Annotated in this window: 14 protein-coding genes; 5 read left to right on the forward strand and 9 right to left on the reverse strand. The window is 56.3% G+C overall.

Annotated elements, in window-relative coordinates:
• From ACR0MJ_RS03820 to ACR0MJ_RS03845, 6 genes are all read right to left on the reverse strand, one after another.
• Window positions 1-1,551 carry a trimethylamine methyltransferase family protein gene (locus ACR0MJ_RS03820; RefSeq protein ID WP_480759312.1) on the reverse strand — a complete coding sequence of 517 codons (1,551 nt, stop codon included), beginning with the start codon at window positions 1,549-1,551 and terminating at the stop codon, window positions 1-3.
• 495 nt (window positions 1,552-2,046) lie between these two features.
• On the reverse strand, window positions 2,047-2,703 hold the full coding sequence (locus ACR0MJ_RS03825; protein WP_480760286.1) for a HupE/UreJ family protein: 657 nt from the start codon (window positions 2,701-2,703) through the stop codon (window positions 2,047-2,049).
• A gap of 329 nt (window positions 2,704-3,032) precedes the next feature.
• A complete protein-coding gene (locus ACR0MJ_RS03830; RefSeq protein WP_480759316.1) occupies window positions 3,033-3,863 on the reverse strand; it encodes a peptidyl-prolyl cis-trans isomerase in 831 nt (276 codons plus the stop codon).
• 158 nt (window positions 3,864-4,021) lie between these two features.
• A complete protein-coding gene (locus tag ACR0MJ_RS03835) occupies window positions 4,022-5,944 on the reverse strand; it encodes a DUF3604 domain-containing protein (protein WP_170406303.1) in 1,923 nt (640 codons plus the stop codon).
• A 462-nt stretch (window positions 5,945-6,406) separates the two neighbouring features.
• The gene (tyrS, locus tag ACR0MJ_RS03840) at window positions 6,407-7,657 is read right to left on the reverse strand and encodes a tyrosine--tRNA ligase (protein WP_480590110.1); all 1,251 of its coding nucleotides are present in this window, start codon (window positions 7,655-7,657) and stop codon (window positions 6,407-6,409) included.
• Between the two features lie 298 nt (window positions 7,658-7,955).
• Window positions 7,956-9,035: a Hint domain-containing protein gene (locus tag ACR0MJ_RS03845; RefSeq protein WP_480759320.1), complete on the reverse strand. Its 1,080-nt coding sequence runs from the start codon at window positions 9,033-9,035 to the stop codon at window positions 7,956-7,958.
• Window positions 9,036-9,685: 650 nt separating this feature from the next.
• On the opposite strand from ACR0MJ_RS03845, the gene ACR0MJ_RS03850 reads away from it, so the two are divergent.
• Window positions 9,686-10,765, forward strand: a complete 1,080-nt coding sequence (locus ACR0MJ_RS03850; RefSeq protein WP_370644450.1) for an anhydro-N-acetylmuramic acid kinase — start codon at window positions 9,686-9,688, stop codon at window positions 10,763-10,765.
• Window positions 10,766-10,829: 64 nt separating this feature from the next.
• Here ACR0MJ_RS03850 and ACR0MJ_RS03855 read toward each other — a convergent pair whose 3' ends face one another.
• Together ACR0MJ_RS03855 and ACR0MJ_RS03860 are read right to left on the reverse strand one after the other, a co-directional pair.
• Window positions 10,830-11,720 (reverse strand): fatty acid desaturase, encoded by an 891-nt coding sequence (locus tag ACR0MJ_RS03855; RefSeq protein WP_170396713.1) that lies wholly within the window; start codon window positions 11,718-11,720, stop codon window positions 10,830-10,832.
• A gap of 4 nt (window positions 11,721-11,724) precedes the next feature.
• Complete coding sequence (locus ACR0MJ_RS03860; protein WP_170396715.1) at window positions 11,725-12,144, reverse strand: cupin domain-containing protein; 420 nt, start codon at window positions 12,142-12,144, stop codon at window positions 11,725-11,727.
• An 86-nt stretch (window positions 12,145-12,230) separates the two neighbouring features.
• On the opposite strand from ACR0MJ_RS03860, the gene ACR0MJ_RS03865 reads away from it, so the two are divergent.
• Window positions 12,231-13,649, forward strand: a complete 1,419-nt coding sequence (locus tag ACR0MJ_RS03865) for a protein adenylyltransferase SelO (protein ID WP_480759323.1) — start codon at window positions 12,231-12,233, stop codon at window positions 13,647-13,649.
• A 62-nt stretch (window positions 13,650-13,711) separates the two neighbouring features.
• Here the strand turns inward: ACR0MJ_RS03865 and ACR0MJ_RS03870 are convergent, their stop codons facing one another.
• Complete coding sequence (locus ACR0MJ_RS03870; RefSeq protein ID WP_480759325.1) at window positions 13,712-14,143, reverse strand: hypothetical protein; 432 nt, start codon at window positions 14,141-14,143, stop codon at window positions 13,712-13,714.
• Window positions 14,144-14,259: 116 nt separating this feature from the next.
• Between ACR0MJ_RS03870 and ACR0MJ_RS03875 the strand changes: the two genes are divergently transcribed.
• From ACR0MJ_RS03875 to ACR0MJ_RS03885, 3 genes are all read left to right on the forward strand, one after another.
• The gene (locus ACR0MJ_RS03875; RefSeq protein ID WP_170396721.1) at window positions 14,260-14,964 is read left to right on the forward strand and encodes an endonuclease/exonuclease/phosphatase family protein; all 705 of its coding nucleotides are present in this window, start codon (window positions 14,260-14,262) and stop codon (window positions 14,962-14,964) included.
• A 72-nt stretch (window positions 14,965-15,036) separates the two neighbouring features.
• Window positions 15,037-15,450: a Fur family transcriptional regulator gene (locus ACR0MJ_RS03880; protein ID WP_170396723.1), complete on the forward strand. Its 414-nt coding sequence runs from the start codon at window positions 15,037-15,039 to the stop codon at window positions 15,448-15,450.
• Window positions 15,451-15,586: 136 nt separating this feature from the next.
• Window positions 15,587-16,465, forward strand: coding sequence for a DMT family transporter (locus ACR0MJ_RS03885; protein WP_170422062.1), 879 nt, complete (start codon window positions 15,587-15,589; stop codon window positions 16,463-16,465).
• Window positions 16,466-16,609: the final 144 nt, after the last annotated feature.

A 16,609-nucleotide genomic window follows, 5' to 3' on the forward strand; every position in this document is an offset into this window, starting at 1 on the left:
TTAGTAGGACTGGTTCAGCTCATCCGCAGCCGGTATTTCGCGCTCGCGCCGGGCGATGTAATCCAGCAGCTCTTCGTTCTTGGCGATATCGAGCGTTGGTTCCTGATACTCGGCCAGCAGCTTGCGGGCGTGTTTCAGGGCGCGTTCGGTGATTTCAACACAACCCTCAGCCTGCCATTGTTCGATCGAGTTGTTGTCGAACATATCCGGCATGAAGAATGCGCTCTGGAAATTGTCCTGCGTATGCGGATGCCCAAGGTAATGCCCGCCCGGACCGATATCACCGACTGCCGAAACGGCCTGATCGAAATCGCCCCATTTCGGGCCCTCGGCCATGCGATAGGCCATGGCGCATTGTTCTGCGTCAACGATGAACTTGGCGGTCGAGCAGTGCATCCCGGCCTCGTTCCAGCCCGCCGAATGCCAGATGTAGTTGGCGCCGGAATGGATCACGGCCTGCAGAGTGGTTGCGGATTCATAGCCTGCCTGCGCGTCGAACGTCTTGGCTCCGCCCAGAGTGTTTGAGGTACGCCAAGGCACTTCGTAATACCGGGCCATCTGTCCAATCATGAAGTTCATCAGACTGATCTCGGGCGTGCCTGCCATCGGTGCGCCGGATTTCATCGAGACGGTCGACAGGTAGTGCCCGTAGATCGCGGGCGCGCCCTTGCGGATCACCTGCGTATAGGCCAGCGCGCTGAGCGCCTCGGCATTCAGTTGCGCCACGGTCGCCGGAACGCTGGCAGGCGTATTGGCCCCGCCCAGAACGAAGGGCGAGCACAACACCGGCTGCTTTCGGCGACAGAAGGCGCGCATCGCGCCCAGCATGGTTTCATCCCAGACCAGCGGCGAATTGCCGTTGCAATTGCCAGTGGTGACCGGGTGATCTTCAAGGAAATCCTCGCCGAACAGGATGGCGCACATCTCCATGACATCTTCGGCATTCTTGGGGCTGGTGGTCATGCCCATGAAGGTTTTGTCAGAGTGCTTCATTGACGAATAGGTAATCCGCAGATGCCGCTGACTGATCGGGTGATCATAGGGCTCCACGATGTGATGGGCCGAGGAATGCAGCGCGGGCAACATATGGCTGAGCTTGTGGAACATCGCCAGATCGTCCAGCGTCGGGTTGCGGCGCACATCTTCCAGATCGCGCAGGAACGGCGCGCCGGTCATTGGCACGAAGATCGAGTGTTTACCGCCCAGCCGCACGTTCTTTTTCGGATCGCGCGCGTGGTAGGTGAAATCTGACGGAATGGTCGCGATCAGCTCACGCACCAGACCGCGATCCAGATAGACGAGCTCGCCGTCTACCTTGGCACCAGCCTTCTTCCAGTCTTCCAGCGCGATGGGATCACGGAACTGGACACCCCCGTTTTCCAGAATATCCATCGAGGCCGCATCAATGCGTTCTACCTGTGCGCCGTCCATAACCTCGCATAACGGAATGCCGCGGGTCAGGCCCGGCAACATCTCGAAGTTTGGAGCGGTGCGCATGGCGCGCCGGGCTGAGCGCCCTCCGGTACGTGTGGCTGTGGCAGTTCTGGTCATATGGTGCCTCCTTCCGGTTCAGAGTGGAACGGAAAGGGTGAGGTCCACATGCAGGAATGCGAAAGACTGTTGCGAAATGCGACGCCGAAATATCACAAGTGTAAATAACCACTCGAAGTCAGCCCATAGAGTAGTATTGTTAGTCTTACGCCCATTTGGGTTTCAGTACCATCAGACAAAAACGATTCCGAAAATGCCTTTGTCAGGACATTCGTGTATGACATTGCTCAATGTCTGCTCAGCGGACAAAGCTACCCTTCACTTGTTTGGTTTCAATGAACACTCGCAACCAAATGCGGACATACCCGATCCGCAGTTTGTACAGGGAGCAACTATGGCCGCTTAGGTAAACTAACGTTGGGCATGCGATGAAGTCGGCTTTTTTTCGCAACCTATTCTGCGCGGTTGCACCTGCATCCGGTCAATTTGCGCGCTTCGCAATCGACTAGTGCCTTGAGCCGATCTACCACCTCAACGACATCGAGGTAAATCGCTTTAGAACCCACTTAAACGTTCTATGAGCCAGTACATCGATACCGACCCGATGCCATAAGCGGCAATCACAGTCGCCCTTTGGCTAACTGGACGTGCCATCAATCGCCAGATCGCGACAAGAAGTGCCAAAGCTCCGACAAAGCTCAACTGACCAGCTTCGACGCCTAGGTTGAAGGCAAACAAGGCTGCAGGAATATCGTTGGAGGGAAGTCCTATCTCGGCCAAAGCGCCTGCAAAACCAAGGCCGTGCAAAAGCCCAAATCCGAAACAAACGATCCAGGGCTTTTGTTTTGAAAGTCGAAAACGCCCGTCACCGCCCTTAACAATTTCCATTGCCAAAAAAACGATAGAAAGCGCAATGACGGCCTCGACCGGCGGGCCGGGGACATTCAGAAATCCCAGCGTTGCCAGTGCCAGTGTTATTGAATGTGCCAAGGTGAATGCCGTGATTGCTCCCGCCAGTCTCCACGGATCAGGGACCAAAATAAATAGGGCGAAGACGAAGAGCAGATGATCCCAGCCTTCTAGTATGTGTTCATAACCCAACTGAAAATAAGCTATGAAAACAGACCATGTTGTCTGTTCAAAAGGTATGTTTTGGATGGCTTCATCCGGGGTGAAACGAAGCGTGGCAGGCTCGGCGTGCAGAGGATGCACACGGACCAAAACGTCGTTCTTTTGTGCCGCCAGTCCGTCGATCTCGATGGATTGGCCCGCGATCTCAGCACGGCATTCGACAACCCAGGAAGAAACCCACGCTCGCCCATCGGAGATTGGGTCAGGGCCGTGCGTGGGTGTACAGCCATCCGGTAACACCGCATCAATCGCCATTGGTTGACCATACACATCTGGTTTTCGCCAATGGACACTCCAAGTGTCCGTAGTGATTTGTCGAATTTCCAAGTATCCCGGATCAAGCGCATGCGCGTTGGCGTACCCCGTGGGCCACGCGAACAGCAGAGCAAACATCAAGCTGAAGAAGAAGTTCATTTGACCTGACCTGTGAGATCGGGTGCTGTGATCTCATAATTGTCGGCAAGAGCCTCGTATTGCGCCTGCGCCAAATCTTCGCTCATGGCGCGACGCCAATCACGAAGCACCACACTGTGGATCTCTTGCAAGCGAGGTATCCGGCTTGGTTCAATGGCAAGCACTTTCACCAGATGGATGCCGTAACCTGATTGGACCGGCCCCATCCACTGACCTTTTTCGAGATTGGAGAGACCATTGGAAAATCCGGTTCCAAAGACCGAGTCGATTACCCGTGTCGCGGTTAGGGGCATTGATGCAGGCAGTAGTGTCGCGCTTTCCAAGCCGGAAGTCTCTTGTTCCGCACGCAAGGCGGCCAGTGCACTTTCAATCTCAGTCTCACTTGGTCCTTCACCAAGAAAAACTTGAGTGAACGCGACCTTATTGGGTGTCGCGTAGCGGTCCGTGTTTTGTTGGAGGAAAGCCTCTAGATCTTCGTCTTCTGGAATAACTGAAGCGGCGATGGCTTCGGTCAGAAAATCCATCTTTTGGCTCAGCCGCGATCTAATCACGCTATCTCCGCGTTCCAAGCCAAGCTTCCTTGCTTCCCTAACTAAAACTTCTTCGCGAATTGAAGCGTCGACCAACGCTTGTAACTCGGAACCGCTTGGCTGGCGTTTCCACCTTGCTTCGAACTGTGAAGCTAACAGCGCGGCATCACTTTCGCTTATAGCTATCGTCTCCGGATCCGCAGCGGCGTCGTTATCTGGTGATATTATGTGGAACCAAATGAATATGGCAGCTCCGATCAAGAAGAAATGGAACAGAGGTTCTTTCACTATTCGCATGAAGGCTCCTGCGTGAAACGCGATACGGCATTATGTTTTATGCTGGCATCAGGCAGTTGAATAACACAAGGAATTGCAACTCAAGGCGCGCCGCTTATCAAAAGAGCGTCCCGAGTTAGTGATTGCGACCTGGGTCCCCAAATCTGCACGAAGTAAGGTCACTCTGCCGGCGTGTACCAAATCGGCGAGGAATACGCGCGCTCCTGATGCGTAAGTACCGCATCTTCTGGCAGCTCCGCACCAAACCTCAGTTTGTCGTACAACACCCAGCGTGGGGTTGGGATTTCGAGCGCACGTACGTAATAGAATGCCCGCGCATTTGGATCGAAATCAGGATCAGACCAAACGGTTACCAGTTCGGCGGTTCCAATTGTATTGGTCCAGCTGGCGGTTTCCAGATCCACGGTATTCCCAACCGCAGGGATCTTGCCGTTTTGATCGGCAACACGGTTGTCCGACCATGCCACGTCATAAACGCTTTCCTGCAAAGCACCTTCGGAATCGAGCCATCCCTTTATCACCTGTACGCGATCCAGGTTGGCCCCGACCGGGTCGCGCAGAGCAGCGATCAGGAATGTGGGCGGACCTTCACCCTCGCGAGGTCGCAAATCCGAACCCATTGGAACACCTTTTGTGTAGCCCACATCTGCAAGAAAGCGAGTTTCAACATCAGCGTCGAGGAAATCCCATCCGCCAAAGAACCGTAGACCAATCCGCGGTCCAGTGCTCGCGTAGGTTTCGCGCCGCTTGAACGCATCGAAGATCGCAGCGCGAGTATTGTCGGTCGCCCAAACGGCCGTGTATCCAGAAGCTACAAGGAGGTCGCCAGGAATTTCGCCAAGATCGTTGGCGATGAAAGGATGCTTTATTCTCGTGGCCGAAGGTTCAACGCTGACGGATTTTCCGAAGAAGTTATCTTCCTCAGCGGTTGCTAGAGACGTATGGCTGTCCGTCGCGCCACCCATGCCAAACTTATATGGGTTCACGCCGAACTTCTCTTCCAACAACAAACCGCGCTTCAAGGCTTCTCGGGCGTACTCGCCGGCCAGCATGTCATCGGTTTTCAGCTCGGTTATGTCGAGATTGCCAACGTCCCAGTTTTCGTAATCCGCGAATTCGTCGTCGGGGCTCAGATAGGGGTGCGCTTCGCCGTCGCCCTTGATCTGAGTGACTTCGTAATGGGGCTCCCATTTTGCGCGGGCAGCCACATATTCCTCGTCGACCTTGCCACCGTGATAGGTGTCTTCGGTCGGGAACATCCATCCGTTCGAAAGGTTGCCGTTATGGGCGAAAGCTACCGCGCGACCACCCGTTTTTTCTTGATAGTCATCTAGCCATGCATACAGCGTCCTTGGGTCGGTATCACCAAATGGCGGTTGCGTGACTGGCGGCACCATCTGAAGCGCCCTGATGGGCCCATCGCGCAGCATAACATTCCGGTGCAGGTTGAAGCCCTTGGGTACAGAAGTCCACTCGAACCCTATGAACGCCGTGAAATTGCCGGGGTCGTTGTGTTCTTCCGCAGCCAGAACGATTTGCTCCCATGTAAAAGCAAAAGCGTCAGCACCCGGGCTGTAGGAGTCCAGAAGGACTTCTGGCAGGGTCATTTGCGAGAAATTGGTAATGATATCGAACGCCGCTTTGCCGGCCTCTTCGCCGCCTGCCTTGTAACCTTCGTACCATTCCAAACCTTTCGGATCGGCAAGAACGCCTGGCTTGCCAGCCTGAAGGTCAGGGGCGAATCCCATTAGGTCAGTGTGATCCGTAAGAACCATCCAGTCCAGGGGCCGGGCCAGTCTTACTGGTTGACCCGTTGAAGAAGTAACCTGTTCACCTTTTGCAAAACGCCATGCTTCATCAGGCAACAGAGTGTTCCCAAAAGCACCTGCGTCCAGCGAAAGCCCGGTGTGAAGATGCGTGTCTCCCCACAGCGGTCGCTCGGGGAAAGTGCGTTCGGCATACGGGGAATACGGTTGATCTGAGAACAAGCCTGCCGCGGCTTCTTCACTTGGAACAGCATCTGCAAGGACAGTCGATGATGCCAGCCCTAGTGAGATAGAACAAACAAAAGCTCGAAGCATATGGAACTCCTAAATCAAGATAGCGCGGTGGTGCCGATGACCTACAACTCAAGAATTAATATTCCTATTTCTCTATATAACATCAATTTTCCGTTTGTGGGGATATTCCGCTCTTGGCATTGTCACGATGGTACACTTAGGAGTTTGTCTGAAGAAGTTGGTCTAACGATAACTCCATAAGCCATCTCCTAGATTGTTGTGCTCAACATCGAGAAAGGAAGCTTTAGAGAAATTGCGACTCAGCACCGTTTGGATTGGCGAATGCCCATCGTCTGCCTGTATACACTTTGCAAAGTTGGCATTGCGGCGATGAGATGACATCCCGGGCTATCGCGACATGGATCATTATAGGCTCGAAGCGGAATCTCGCAGGATGTAGGCCAAGGTTGTTGCAGTTCGAGTTACTCGACGTGCAACATCTGCCATTTATCGCTGGTGCCCGCAGGTGGCCGTCCGATTGTATCAACCCAATTGAACCAGTGCGTGACGCTTCTTGCCCGCGCTCAGCTTGATCGGCGATGACAACGCGCCTGCGTCGATCATCAAGCCCGCATCTGTCAGCGGGGCATCGTCCAGTTTGGCGCCGTTTTCGGCGATCAGGCGTTTGGCTTCTTTGCCGGATTTGGCAAGGCCGGATTTGACGATCAACTGCACGATGGACATGCCGTCACCCAGCTCTGATGCGCTGAGGGTCAGGGTCGGGAGGTCTCCGCCAACGCCGCCCTTTTCGAACACCTCGCGCGCGGTCGCCTCGGCGGTTGCAGCGGCTTCTGCACCGTGCAGCAGAGTTGTGACTTCGTTGGCGAGGCGGATTTTGGCCTCGTTGATTTCGGACCCTTGCAGCGCGGCCATGCGGTCGCATTCGTCTACCGGAAGCTCGGTGAAGATTTTCAGGAACCGTCCCACATCGGCGTCGGTCGTGTTGCGCCAGAACTGCCAGAACTCATAGGCGCTCAGCATGTCGCCGTTCAGCCAGACGGCTCCACCTTGCGATTTGCCCATTTTGCGACCATCGCTGGTGGTCAGCAGGGGTGTGGTCAGACCGTAGATTTCGTGATCCAGTACGCGGCGGGTCAGGTCGATGCCGTTGACGATGTTGCCCCACTGGTCCGAGCCGCCCATCTGCAGAACGCAGTTATACCGGCGGTTCAGTTCGAGGAAGTCATAGGCCTGCAGGATCATGTAGTTGAATTCGAGGAACGACAGCGATTGCTCGCGGTCCAGCCGCGATTTCACCGATTCAAAGCTCAGCATCCGGTTAACCGAGAAATGCCGCCCAATATCGCGCAGGAAATCGAGGTAGTTCAGGCTGTCGAGCCATTCGGCATTGTTCAGCATCAACGCGCCGGTCTCGCTGCCATCGTAAGACAGGTATTTCGAGAACACCTGTTTCATGCCTGCGATATTGGCGTCGATCTGTTCAGGGCCCAGTAGCGGGCGTTCGTCTGAACGGAACGAGGGATCGCCCACTTTGGTCGTGCCGCCGCCCATCAGGGTGATCGGTTTGTGCCCAGTCTTTTGCAGCCAGCGCAGCACCATGATGTTCATCAGGTGACCCACGTGTAAAGACTGCGCCGTGGCGTCATAGCCGATATAAGCCGTCTGCACCCCAGAGATCAGCGCGTCGTCAAGGCCCTGATAATCGGTGCAGTCGGCGAGAAAGCCGCGCTCGATCATCGTGGCGATGAAATCCGATTTGGGGTGGTAGGTCATGACGCTCAACAGGCCTTGTGTTCTGGCCCTCTCTGCAAGGGCTGGTGTAAGTCATAGGTCAGTAATTTCAAAACCAGACCCGCTTGGTCGCAAGACGGAAGGTACATTCATGCGACTGGCCTTCTAATTCCCTAAGTCTCGCGGAATGTCCAGTCATTGGCGAGCAAGTGCAGTCCGTACTGAAAGAATCTTGCGGATGAGCTTTATGAGGGAAACGCGAAGAAACAACGCATAACGAAACACAGAATATCGCGTCAGTCTTTGAAGCGTACCAAGTCCTGCCGGATAACCTCTGGTTCTAGCGTGCAGTGTGTCTGGACAGAAGCGGCTTTTCATTCTTGATGTGGCGTTCAATCAGTTGCTTTTGCAGCTTCCCGGATGGGATCGGGCAGGCGGGCTTGGGGGCAAATTCCAGTTCTGTTATCTCGGGGAATATGCTCAGGATTTCTATTCGTGCTTCTGGACTGATGGCCTTGAGCACTTCCGGTCCGGTGAACAGGCTTTCCGATGGTGCGCCTTCGGCATAGACTACCTCGTGCTGTCCAAAAAGAAGGTGAAAATACTCGACGCTCTGGGCATCCTGGTCGATGAAAATACCGGGCAGCGAAGTCAGATTGACGGCGGGTACCAGAACTTCGGAAGTCCTGAACATCCGCTCGACAATCTTCGAAGACACCAGCATCCGGTGCTGCCGGGACACCACAAGATCACGCTGAGGCAAGCCCAGACCTAACGCTCCGGCGCTGATACGAACCGGGCGCAGTTTGGGGTTTGCGGCCAGTTCCGGGGCAGATATCGTGCGGCGAAACACCCGCAGCAGGGTGGCAAATCCGGGCCCATCACCTGTGGGATCAAACACTTCGATCTCATCGCTGGCTTTCAGATCCTCGACCGCCTTATGGCCACCCCTTACCCGAATATTCGTGCCACTGGTGAAACAGGGAACAAAGTCGTCAACGGGCAGATTTACGACTGGACTGGCGAAGGCACCGTCACCCAGCGCCGTGATCGTCAGTGTTGTGTTGAGCGGGGGGACATCCCCCAAAAAGCCGATGAAAAATCCTTGCTCGGCTCCGCCGCCAAACGCGCCGTTGCCGCTGGAATCATAGTCGAAAACACCAATCGTATAGGTGTTGGTGCCATCCGTGACTATGTAATTGTAGTCCCAGGCAATTGCATTCCCCAGATAGGTTTGCGTGGGGTCGTCTGGGAATTCGTTGTTTACACCGTCTCCTTCGATGGTGTTGGGGTCAACACCATCAGTAATTTCGATCGTATTGTACGCGGAGATCTGAAATGTCGTTCCAACGCCGCCGAATTGGGCCTGGTTCGTGGTCAGAGTCGTGTCCGTCCGAAATGCACCGTATATGTTTGGCATAAACCCTGTTCAGGCCAATTCACTGCCGCTTTTTACTAAGCGGTATGAACCTACTCACCCGTCCTCAATTTGTTGTCTGTGCTTTGCTGCATATTAATATCTCATCTATAAGCATTGGTGCAACATTTGCGAATATCCGGGGTTTTGAGCCTGCGCTTTTATTGCACTGAACATCCCAAAGTACCTGCCATTATTCAGTCGCTTTGTTTCAATGAAAATCTGACGAAGCTGAGCTATATGGAATGATCGTAGGTGCTTCAGATCAAGTGGAACACTGAAACCGGCGACGGGCATTCTTGGGAGAGCTTGGCACCTGCTGTAGCGATCTGCGAACATGTGGTAATGGACTTTGTACAGCTCTTTCATGAGCACTCGGAACTGCGCTGCGTTTGAGAACGCCCTGTTGCCTTCATTCGCGGTCTCATGCCTTTCGGTACACTGTAGCGGGGCACTGTATAGGCGGGGGCAGGGGCGAGGAAAAGGCACCTTTTCCAAGAAAAATGAAGCTCGCGCATGATGTGTCTTGCCTTGGCTTTGCATTACCGTGCAGGTTGTGCTCAGAACCCGGCGAAACGGGTGGAGAGACGCAATACGAGGTCGGCGTGGGCAGGGTCATCAGCAAATCGGGGGCGATCAGAGCGTTGGGGGCCATGTCGGGCACATCGCTGGACGGTGTGGACGCTGCGGTCGTTGAAACTGATGGGCAGCAGATATTCGGCTTTGGTCCCAGCGGGTATCGCGCTTATTCCGAAGAAGAGCGTGCCACACTGCGCGCGGCGCTGGGGCTTTGGCATGGACCAAAGGTTGATATCTCGGCTGAGTTGGTGACCCGGGCACATGCCGAGGTTCTTTCAGAGTTCGAAGAGGTCGACCTGATCGGCTTCCACGGTCAGACATTGGCGCATGAGCCGCGTGGGCGTGGCACGTTGCAGGTGGGTGACGGGCTGGGCCTGTCGCAGGCTTTGGGGCTGCCAGTGGTCTGGGATTTTCGCAGCGATGATGTGGCGCTGGGCGGAGAGGGTGCGCCTCTGGCCCCGTTCTTTCATTTCGCCTGCGCCAAATGGATCGGGGCGGAAGAGCCGCTGTGCTTCCTCAATCTGGGCGGTGTTGGGAACCTGACCTACGTTGACCCGTCTTTTGACGGGCCAGAAGCGCCAGGGGCGTTGCTGGCTTTCGACACCGGACCCGCCAACGCGCCGGTTGACGATCTGATGCAGGCGCGGTTGGGGTTGCCGATGGATCGGGACGGCGCGCTGGCCCGAGAGGGTACGGTCGAGACCGGCGCACTGGAGCTGTTTCTGGCCGAGCCCTATTTCAACCGAATGCCGCCCAAATCGCTGGACCGGAATGATTTCTCGGAAATGATCGGTCTTGTGACCGAGCTGAGCGATGCGGATGCGGTGGCCACGTTGACCGGGATGAGCGCTGCGGGTGTGCTGCAGGGGATGGAGCATTGTCCCAAGCCGCCTGTGCGCATGCTGGTTACCGGTGGCGGACGTCACAACCCAGTGCTGATGGAAATGCTGCGCGTGTCGCTGGATTGCCCGGTCGAGCCGGTTGAGGCGGTTGGGCTGGATGGCGATATGCTGGAGGCGCAGGCCTTTGCCTATCTCGCCGTGCGTGTGGCGCGGGGATTGCCGACCTCATGCCCGGGTACCACCGGGGTAAGTGCGCTGGTCGGGGGCGGTGTCGTGTCGTCTCCGGCGAGGGGTGTCGTGGTGAGCGGGTAGGGGGCTCTGTCCCCGTCGCTGCACGACTCCCCCGAGGTATTTTTGGCCAGATGAAGGGACGGATCTAGCGATTTAGGGCGCGGGCGTAATCCAGGGTGAATTCGGTGTAGCCGTCCGAGGTGGATTGCAGGTGTGCCTGGGTCCAGCGGTGGAAGGCTGGAAGGTGGTGGAAAGGCACGTTTGGAAAGGCGTGGTGTTCCGCGTGGTAGGGCATGTTCCAGGCCAGAAATCGGATCATTCGATTGGTAAAGGTGGTACGGGAGTTTTCGAGCATATTTGCCACCGGCGGGCAGAGGCCGTGTTCGGCGAGCAGGTATAGGCGCAGGAAAGGCTGGCCGATAAGGGCGGGCAGAAGCCAGAGCCAGAACAACAAGGGGCTGAAGAACAGGCTGAGTGCGCCCAGGGCATATAGTGTGGACAATATTCGGGCTTCGGTTCGTATGGCGTTGTGCTGGCGGGTTGGCAGGTAAGCGGCGTCAATCCTGCCGCGCGCGTTGTCGGTCAACACACGGGCCATACCCGTCCAATATGGCCAGCCGCTGAGATATATCGCAAGGCTGCGCCAGTTTTCGGGGCGAGGTTTGCCGCCAAGTTCCGGGTCTTTGGTTGGGTGGTTTGTCCATTTGTGATGGGCAAGATGAAAGTAGCGAAACCATGTGAACGGCAGGCAGATGGGAATTGAGACAAGGTGCCCAACCGCTTCGTTGATCCAAGGGGTTTTGAACGGCGTCTTGTGGGTGCATTCGTGGCTGAGCGTAAAGAGGAAAACCAGCAATAGGCCTTGCGGCAGGAGCAGTAGTGGCCAGAGGGGAACCTGTAGGATGATACCGGTGCTGGTTGCTGTCAAAGCGCCGAAATAGATCGCTAGATGTCTGAGACCTGCCGTGTCTGACCGCTGTTGCAGCCTGTCCTTGGTCTCGGGCGGGATCGCGGCGATCAGGGCGCGGTGGTCCATGGAATTACACTCCTGGAATATCAAAGCCGGGTGGCGCGAGTTCAAACCCGTCAAATTCAAATCCCGGTGAAACAGTGCAACTGACCAACGTGTAGTTTCCACTGCTGCGCGCCGCCTGCCAATGGCCCTTGGGTACAATAAGCTGCGGTGCGCCTTGGGTCAGATCAGGTGTCAGGATGTGGTCTTTGGCAGGGCCTGTATCGGAGGCGCTGAGCGAGAGGATCAGCGGAGCGCCGGAATGGTAGAGCCAGATCTCGGTCGCATCTACCTTGTGCCAGTGGCTGCGCTCACCCTCTGCCAGTAGGAAGTAGATGCAAGTGCCGGTGGCACGGCCGGGATTGTCGGCACGCCAGGTCTCTTTGAACCAGCCGCCTTCGGGGTGCTGCTGCAGGTTCAGGTGTTGGATGATGTCTTGCGCGGTCATGGAAGCCTCGGGTCTGTTTGTGGGATTATGCACGCACGCGCACGATCTGCTATGGCAATTGTGTATGCAGAGCATATGTTTGCCGCATGACTTTGATGATCCCGTTTGACAACAGCTATGTTCTCCTGCCGGACACTTTCTTTGCGCGGCAGGGGCCTGTGCCTGTGCGTGCACCGAAGCTTGTTGCCTTCAACGGAGATCTGGCGCGACTGTTGCGGATTGCGCCGGGCGACGTTGAAGAGATGGCGCAGGCTTTTGCAGGCAATACCGTGCCCGAGGGGGCCGAGCCGCTGGCGCAGTTATATTCCGGGCATCAGTTCGGCACCTATAACCCTCAGCTAGGAGATGGGCGCGCGGTTTTGTTAGGTGAGACGGTCGGATCCGACGGGATTCGGCGGGATATTCAATTGAAGGGCTCAGGGCAGACACCTTTCTCGCGCCAGGGAGATGGACGTGCCTGGCTGGGGCCGGTTTTGCGCGAATATGTGGTTTCCGAGGCGATGCATGCGCTGGGCATTCCCACCACGCGCGCCTTGGCAGCGGTTGAAACCGGAGAGATCGTGCTGCGCGAGGGTCCGATGCCCGGGGCGGTACTGACACGTGTGGCGCAGAGCCATTTGCGGGTGGGCACGTTTCAGGTGTTTGCAGCGCGAGGGCAGATAGAGAGCCTGCAACGGCTGACTGAATATGCCGTTCAGCGCCACTATCCTGAGGCGGACGGGGCCATGGGTTTGTTGCGCGCGGTTCGGGATGCGCAGGCCGGGTTGATCGCTCGATGGATGAGCGTGGGTTTCATTCACGGGGTCATGAATACTGACAACAGCTCGATCGCCGGTGAGACGATCGACTATGGCCCATGTGCGTTCATGGACAGCTATCACCCGAATACAGTCTATAGCTCGATCGACCGGATGGGGCGGTATGCCTACTCGAACCAGCCTGAGATTGCGGTTTGGAATCTGGCGCAGCTGGCAACGGCCCTAATTCAGCAGTTTGAGGACAAGAATGCAGCTGTCGAAGAGGCCACCGAAATTGTCCATGCCATGCCTGCGTTGATGCAGGCACATTGGCTGGAACGTTTCAGGGCCAAGATCGGATTGGTTCGGGCAGAGGAGGGGGATCTTGAAATGATCTCGGATCTTTTGACGCGGATGGCGCAGAATCAGGCGGACTTCACAAACACGTTCCGCGCGCTGGGCAGCGACCGCGCGCGAGACCAGTTTGCCGACCCGGCGGCTTTTGACGAATGGGCAAAGGGGTGGCAGGAACGCTTGGCGCGTGAGGATGCGCCTTTGGACGTGATGGATGCGGCCAATCCGGCCTTCATTCCACGCAATCATCGGGTGGAGCAGATGATTCAGGCTGCGGTGCAAGGCGATTACGCACCGTTCAATCGGCTGAATGAAGTGCTGTCACGGCCGTATGAGGATCAACCAGATTCAGCTGACCTGATGCGCCCTCCGGCGAAGAACGAGGTCGTACACGCGACATTCTGCGGTACGTAACAAAGTGACGGTTTCTTATGAAGAAACCGAGCCTGAAACTTTTGAAGTTTCAGGTTTCGAGGCTATCGGGGCGTGTCTGCAAAGGGCTCGGCGATCACCTGACACGCATCTTCATAGACAATGTAGCCGATCCGGTCTGATCGCAGAGTATCGATCTGATATCCGTTTTCTTTGAGCAGTGCGACCATCTCATACGACTTGCCCAAAACCTCATTGGCTTCGGGTTTGAACCAGCTGAGGCCTTTGGTGTTGCGCTGAAAGGCGCTTTTAGATTTTGTCCTGTTGAAACGATAGGGGATTTCAAGGTTTTCCCGGAACCAAGCCAGTAGCGCCTCAATTCGATCGATTGTGTATTTATCCAGAGCGGTGGTGTCGCGCAGGTCGTAGGCAGCGCAGAAGAACCCCTGACGCGCGTCCATATCTTCTATCTTGATCGGGTGGACAAACCTTATGAACATGATCGTGAAGGTGGCCGAGAGGCTGCGCGGGCTCAAGGCCGTTTTGCACAAATGTTAGCGGAGCAGGCGGCGCGTTGCCATTCAGCGCTGGGTTCGGCTTGCACTTGGCCGACCAGTTGGCGATCTTGGGTTAAATCAGTTTAAGTGTGCCGATGACCTACCGCTCGACCCTGCGCCTTGCCAGTTACAACATTCAGAAATGCGTGGGCCTCGATTTCCGGCGGCAGCCGCAGCGGATATTGCAGGTCATCGAAAGCATGCAGGCCGATATCGTTGTTTTGCAGGAGGCGGACAAACGATTGCCGCCCCGTCCTGCCGCTTTGCCACATTTCATGCTGGATGAGGCCGGATGGCAGATCGTGGACTTGGGCGGTGCCGGTAGTCTTGGTTGGCATGGCAACGCGGTGATCTGGCGTGGGGACGCCATTCAGGTGCGTCAGGCAGGTCATCATGATTTGCCGGGTCTGGAGCCCCGCGGCGCCGTGCGGGTCGAGTTTGATACGCAGATCGGGCCTTTGCGGGTGATGGGGATGCATCTTGGGCTTTTGCCGGCGTCGCGACGCCAACAGATCAGTCATATCCGTCGATGTGATTCTGATCTGGAACACATGCCCACCGTCTGGGCCGGGGATTTCAACGAATGGTCACGCCAGCCGGTTCTTGATCATTTGGCCCCGGACATGCGGTTTCTGCCACCGGTTCCTAGTTTTCCTGCCGCGCAGCCGTTGGGGGCACTGGACAGAATCGCGGTGGGGCAGGGGCTTGAGGCTGCACTGCACGGGGTGCATGATGCGCGGCCCGCGCATATCGCCTCGGATCATTTGCCGGTCTGGGCCGATCTGCGACGCATCGCCTGACCGCAAAATCGTCTGTGGCGCAGGGCGCGTAGACATATTAAGACAGAACACCGAACAGTCCCGGGGGTCACCATGTCCGACACGATTATCGCCCGTTGCGAAGCCAAGGGCCTGCGCATGACCGGCCAGCGGCGGACCATTGCACAGGTCTTGCAGCAAAGCGAAGATCACCCGGATGTAGAAGAGCTTTATGCCCGTGCTTCAGCCGAAGATGCGGGAATTTCGATCGCGACAGTCTATCGTACCGTGAAGTTGTTCGAAGAGGCCGGGATACTTGAGCGGCTGGAGTTCGGTGACGGGCGCGCGCGGTACGAAGATGCGGAGCGCGATCACCACGACCACCTGATCGACATGCAGTCAGGCGAGGTGATCGAGTTTGTCGACCCTGAGATAGAAGCTCTGCAAGAAAAGATTGCAGCCAAGCTTGGCTACAGGCTGAAAGGCCATCGCCTTGAATTGTACGGCGTACCGTTGGAAAAAGACTGACACATCACGAAAATCGATCGGTCGGTGAACGCGATTTCATCGAACATGTCGTAATACTGCTTGCGACGTCGCAAAGGTTGCGGTTTTGCTGCCGGAAAGGTCCGCCTGTCAGCGGCCTGTTCCAATGGAAACGCGCATGAACAACGTAAACGGCATTTTGCTGATCATCGGCTCGATGGCAGCCTTCGCGCTTGAGGACATGTTCATCAAGCATCTCTCGGTCAGTGTGTCGACCGGGCAGATCATGATCGCATTGGGTCTGATCTGCGGGGCTGTGTTTACGCTTATGTCTATGGCAACACGCAAACGCATCTTCGACCCGGTCGCGTGGCAACCTTTGCCGCTGATCCGTGCCGGGACCGAAGCCTTTGGTGCGCTCAGCTTCGTGACCGCGCTGTCACTTGTTGATCTGTCGACTGTGGCGGCGGTTTTTCAGGCGATGCCACTATTCGTCACGATGGGGGCAGCACTGTTTCTGGGTGAGCAGGTCGGTTGGCGCCGTTGGAGCGCCATCGGGATCGGCTTTGTCGGCGTCTTGATGATCATCCGCCCCGGGTTCGAGGGATTCCAGCCGGAATCATTGTTTGTTTTGGTCTCGGTCGTTGCAATTGCCGCGCGCGATCTGATCACGCGTAGGTTGGATGTTCGTGTGGCCTCGTCGGTCGTCGCATTGCAGGCCTATATCGGAGTGGCGCTGGCTGGTGCGGCCCTTATGGTGTTCACAGCACAGCCCGTTGTGCCGCTGCAAGCTGCGCAGATCGGGCCTTATCTGGGTGCCATCGGGTTCGGCGTATTGGGCTATTACGGCATCGTAACCGCGATGCGGATTGGCGAAGCTTCAGCGCTGACGCCGTTTCGGTATACCCGGTTGGTGTTCTCGATCACGGCTGGGATGCTGATGTTTGGCGAACGCCCCGACAGCATGACGTTGGCCGGTGCCGGTCTGATTATCGGATCAGGTCTGTATACTTTCATTCGAGAACGCCAGTTGGCGCGGGCATTAGCAGTGGCCTAAGCGCCCGCGGCCTGTTGGCGCAAACAGCAAACTGTTAGCCCTAAAGGCCGAAAAATATAAGTGTTAGCGATAACGGAAACGGTTTACTTTTCGCCGCGTGCTGGTATGAGGCATGCAACCGTTGGCATCATTGGGACCCGTATC

This window comes from Ruegeria sp. C6, from assembly GCF_056537625.1.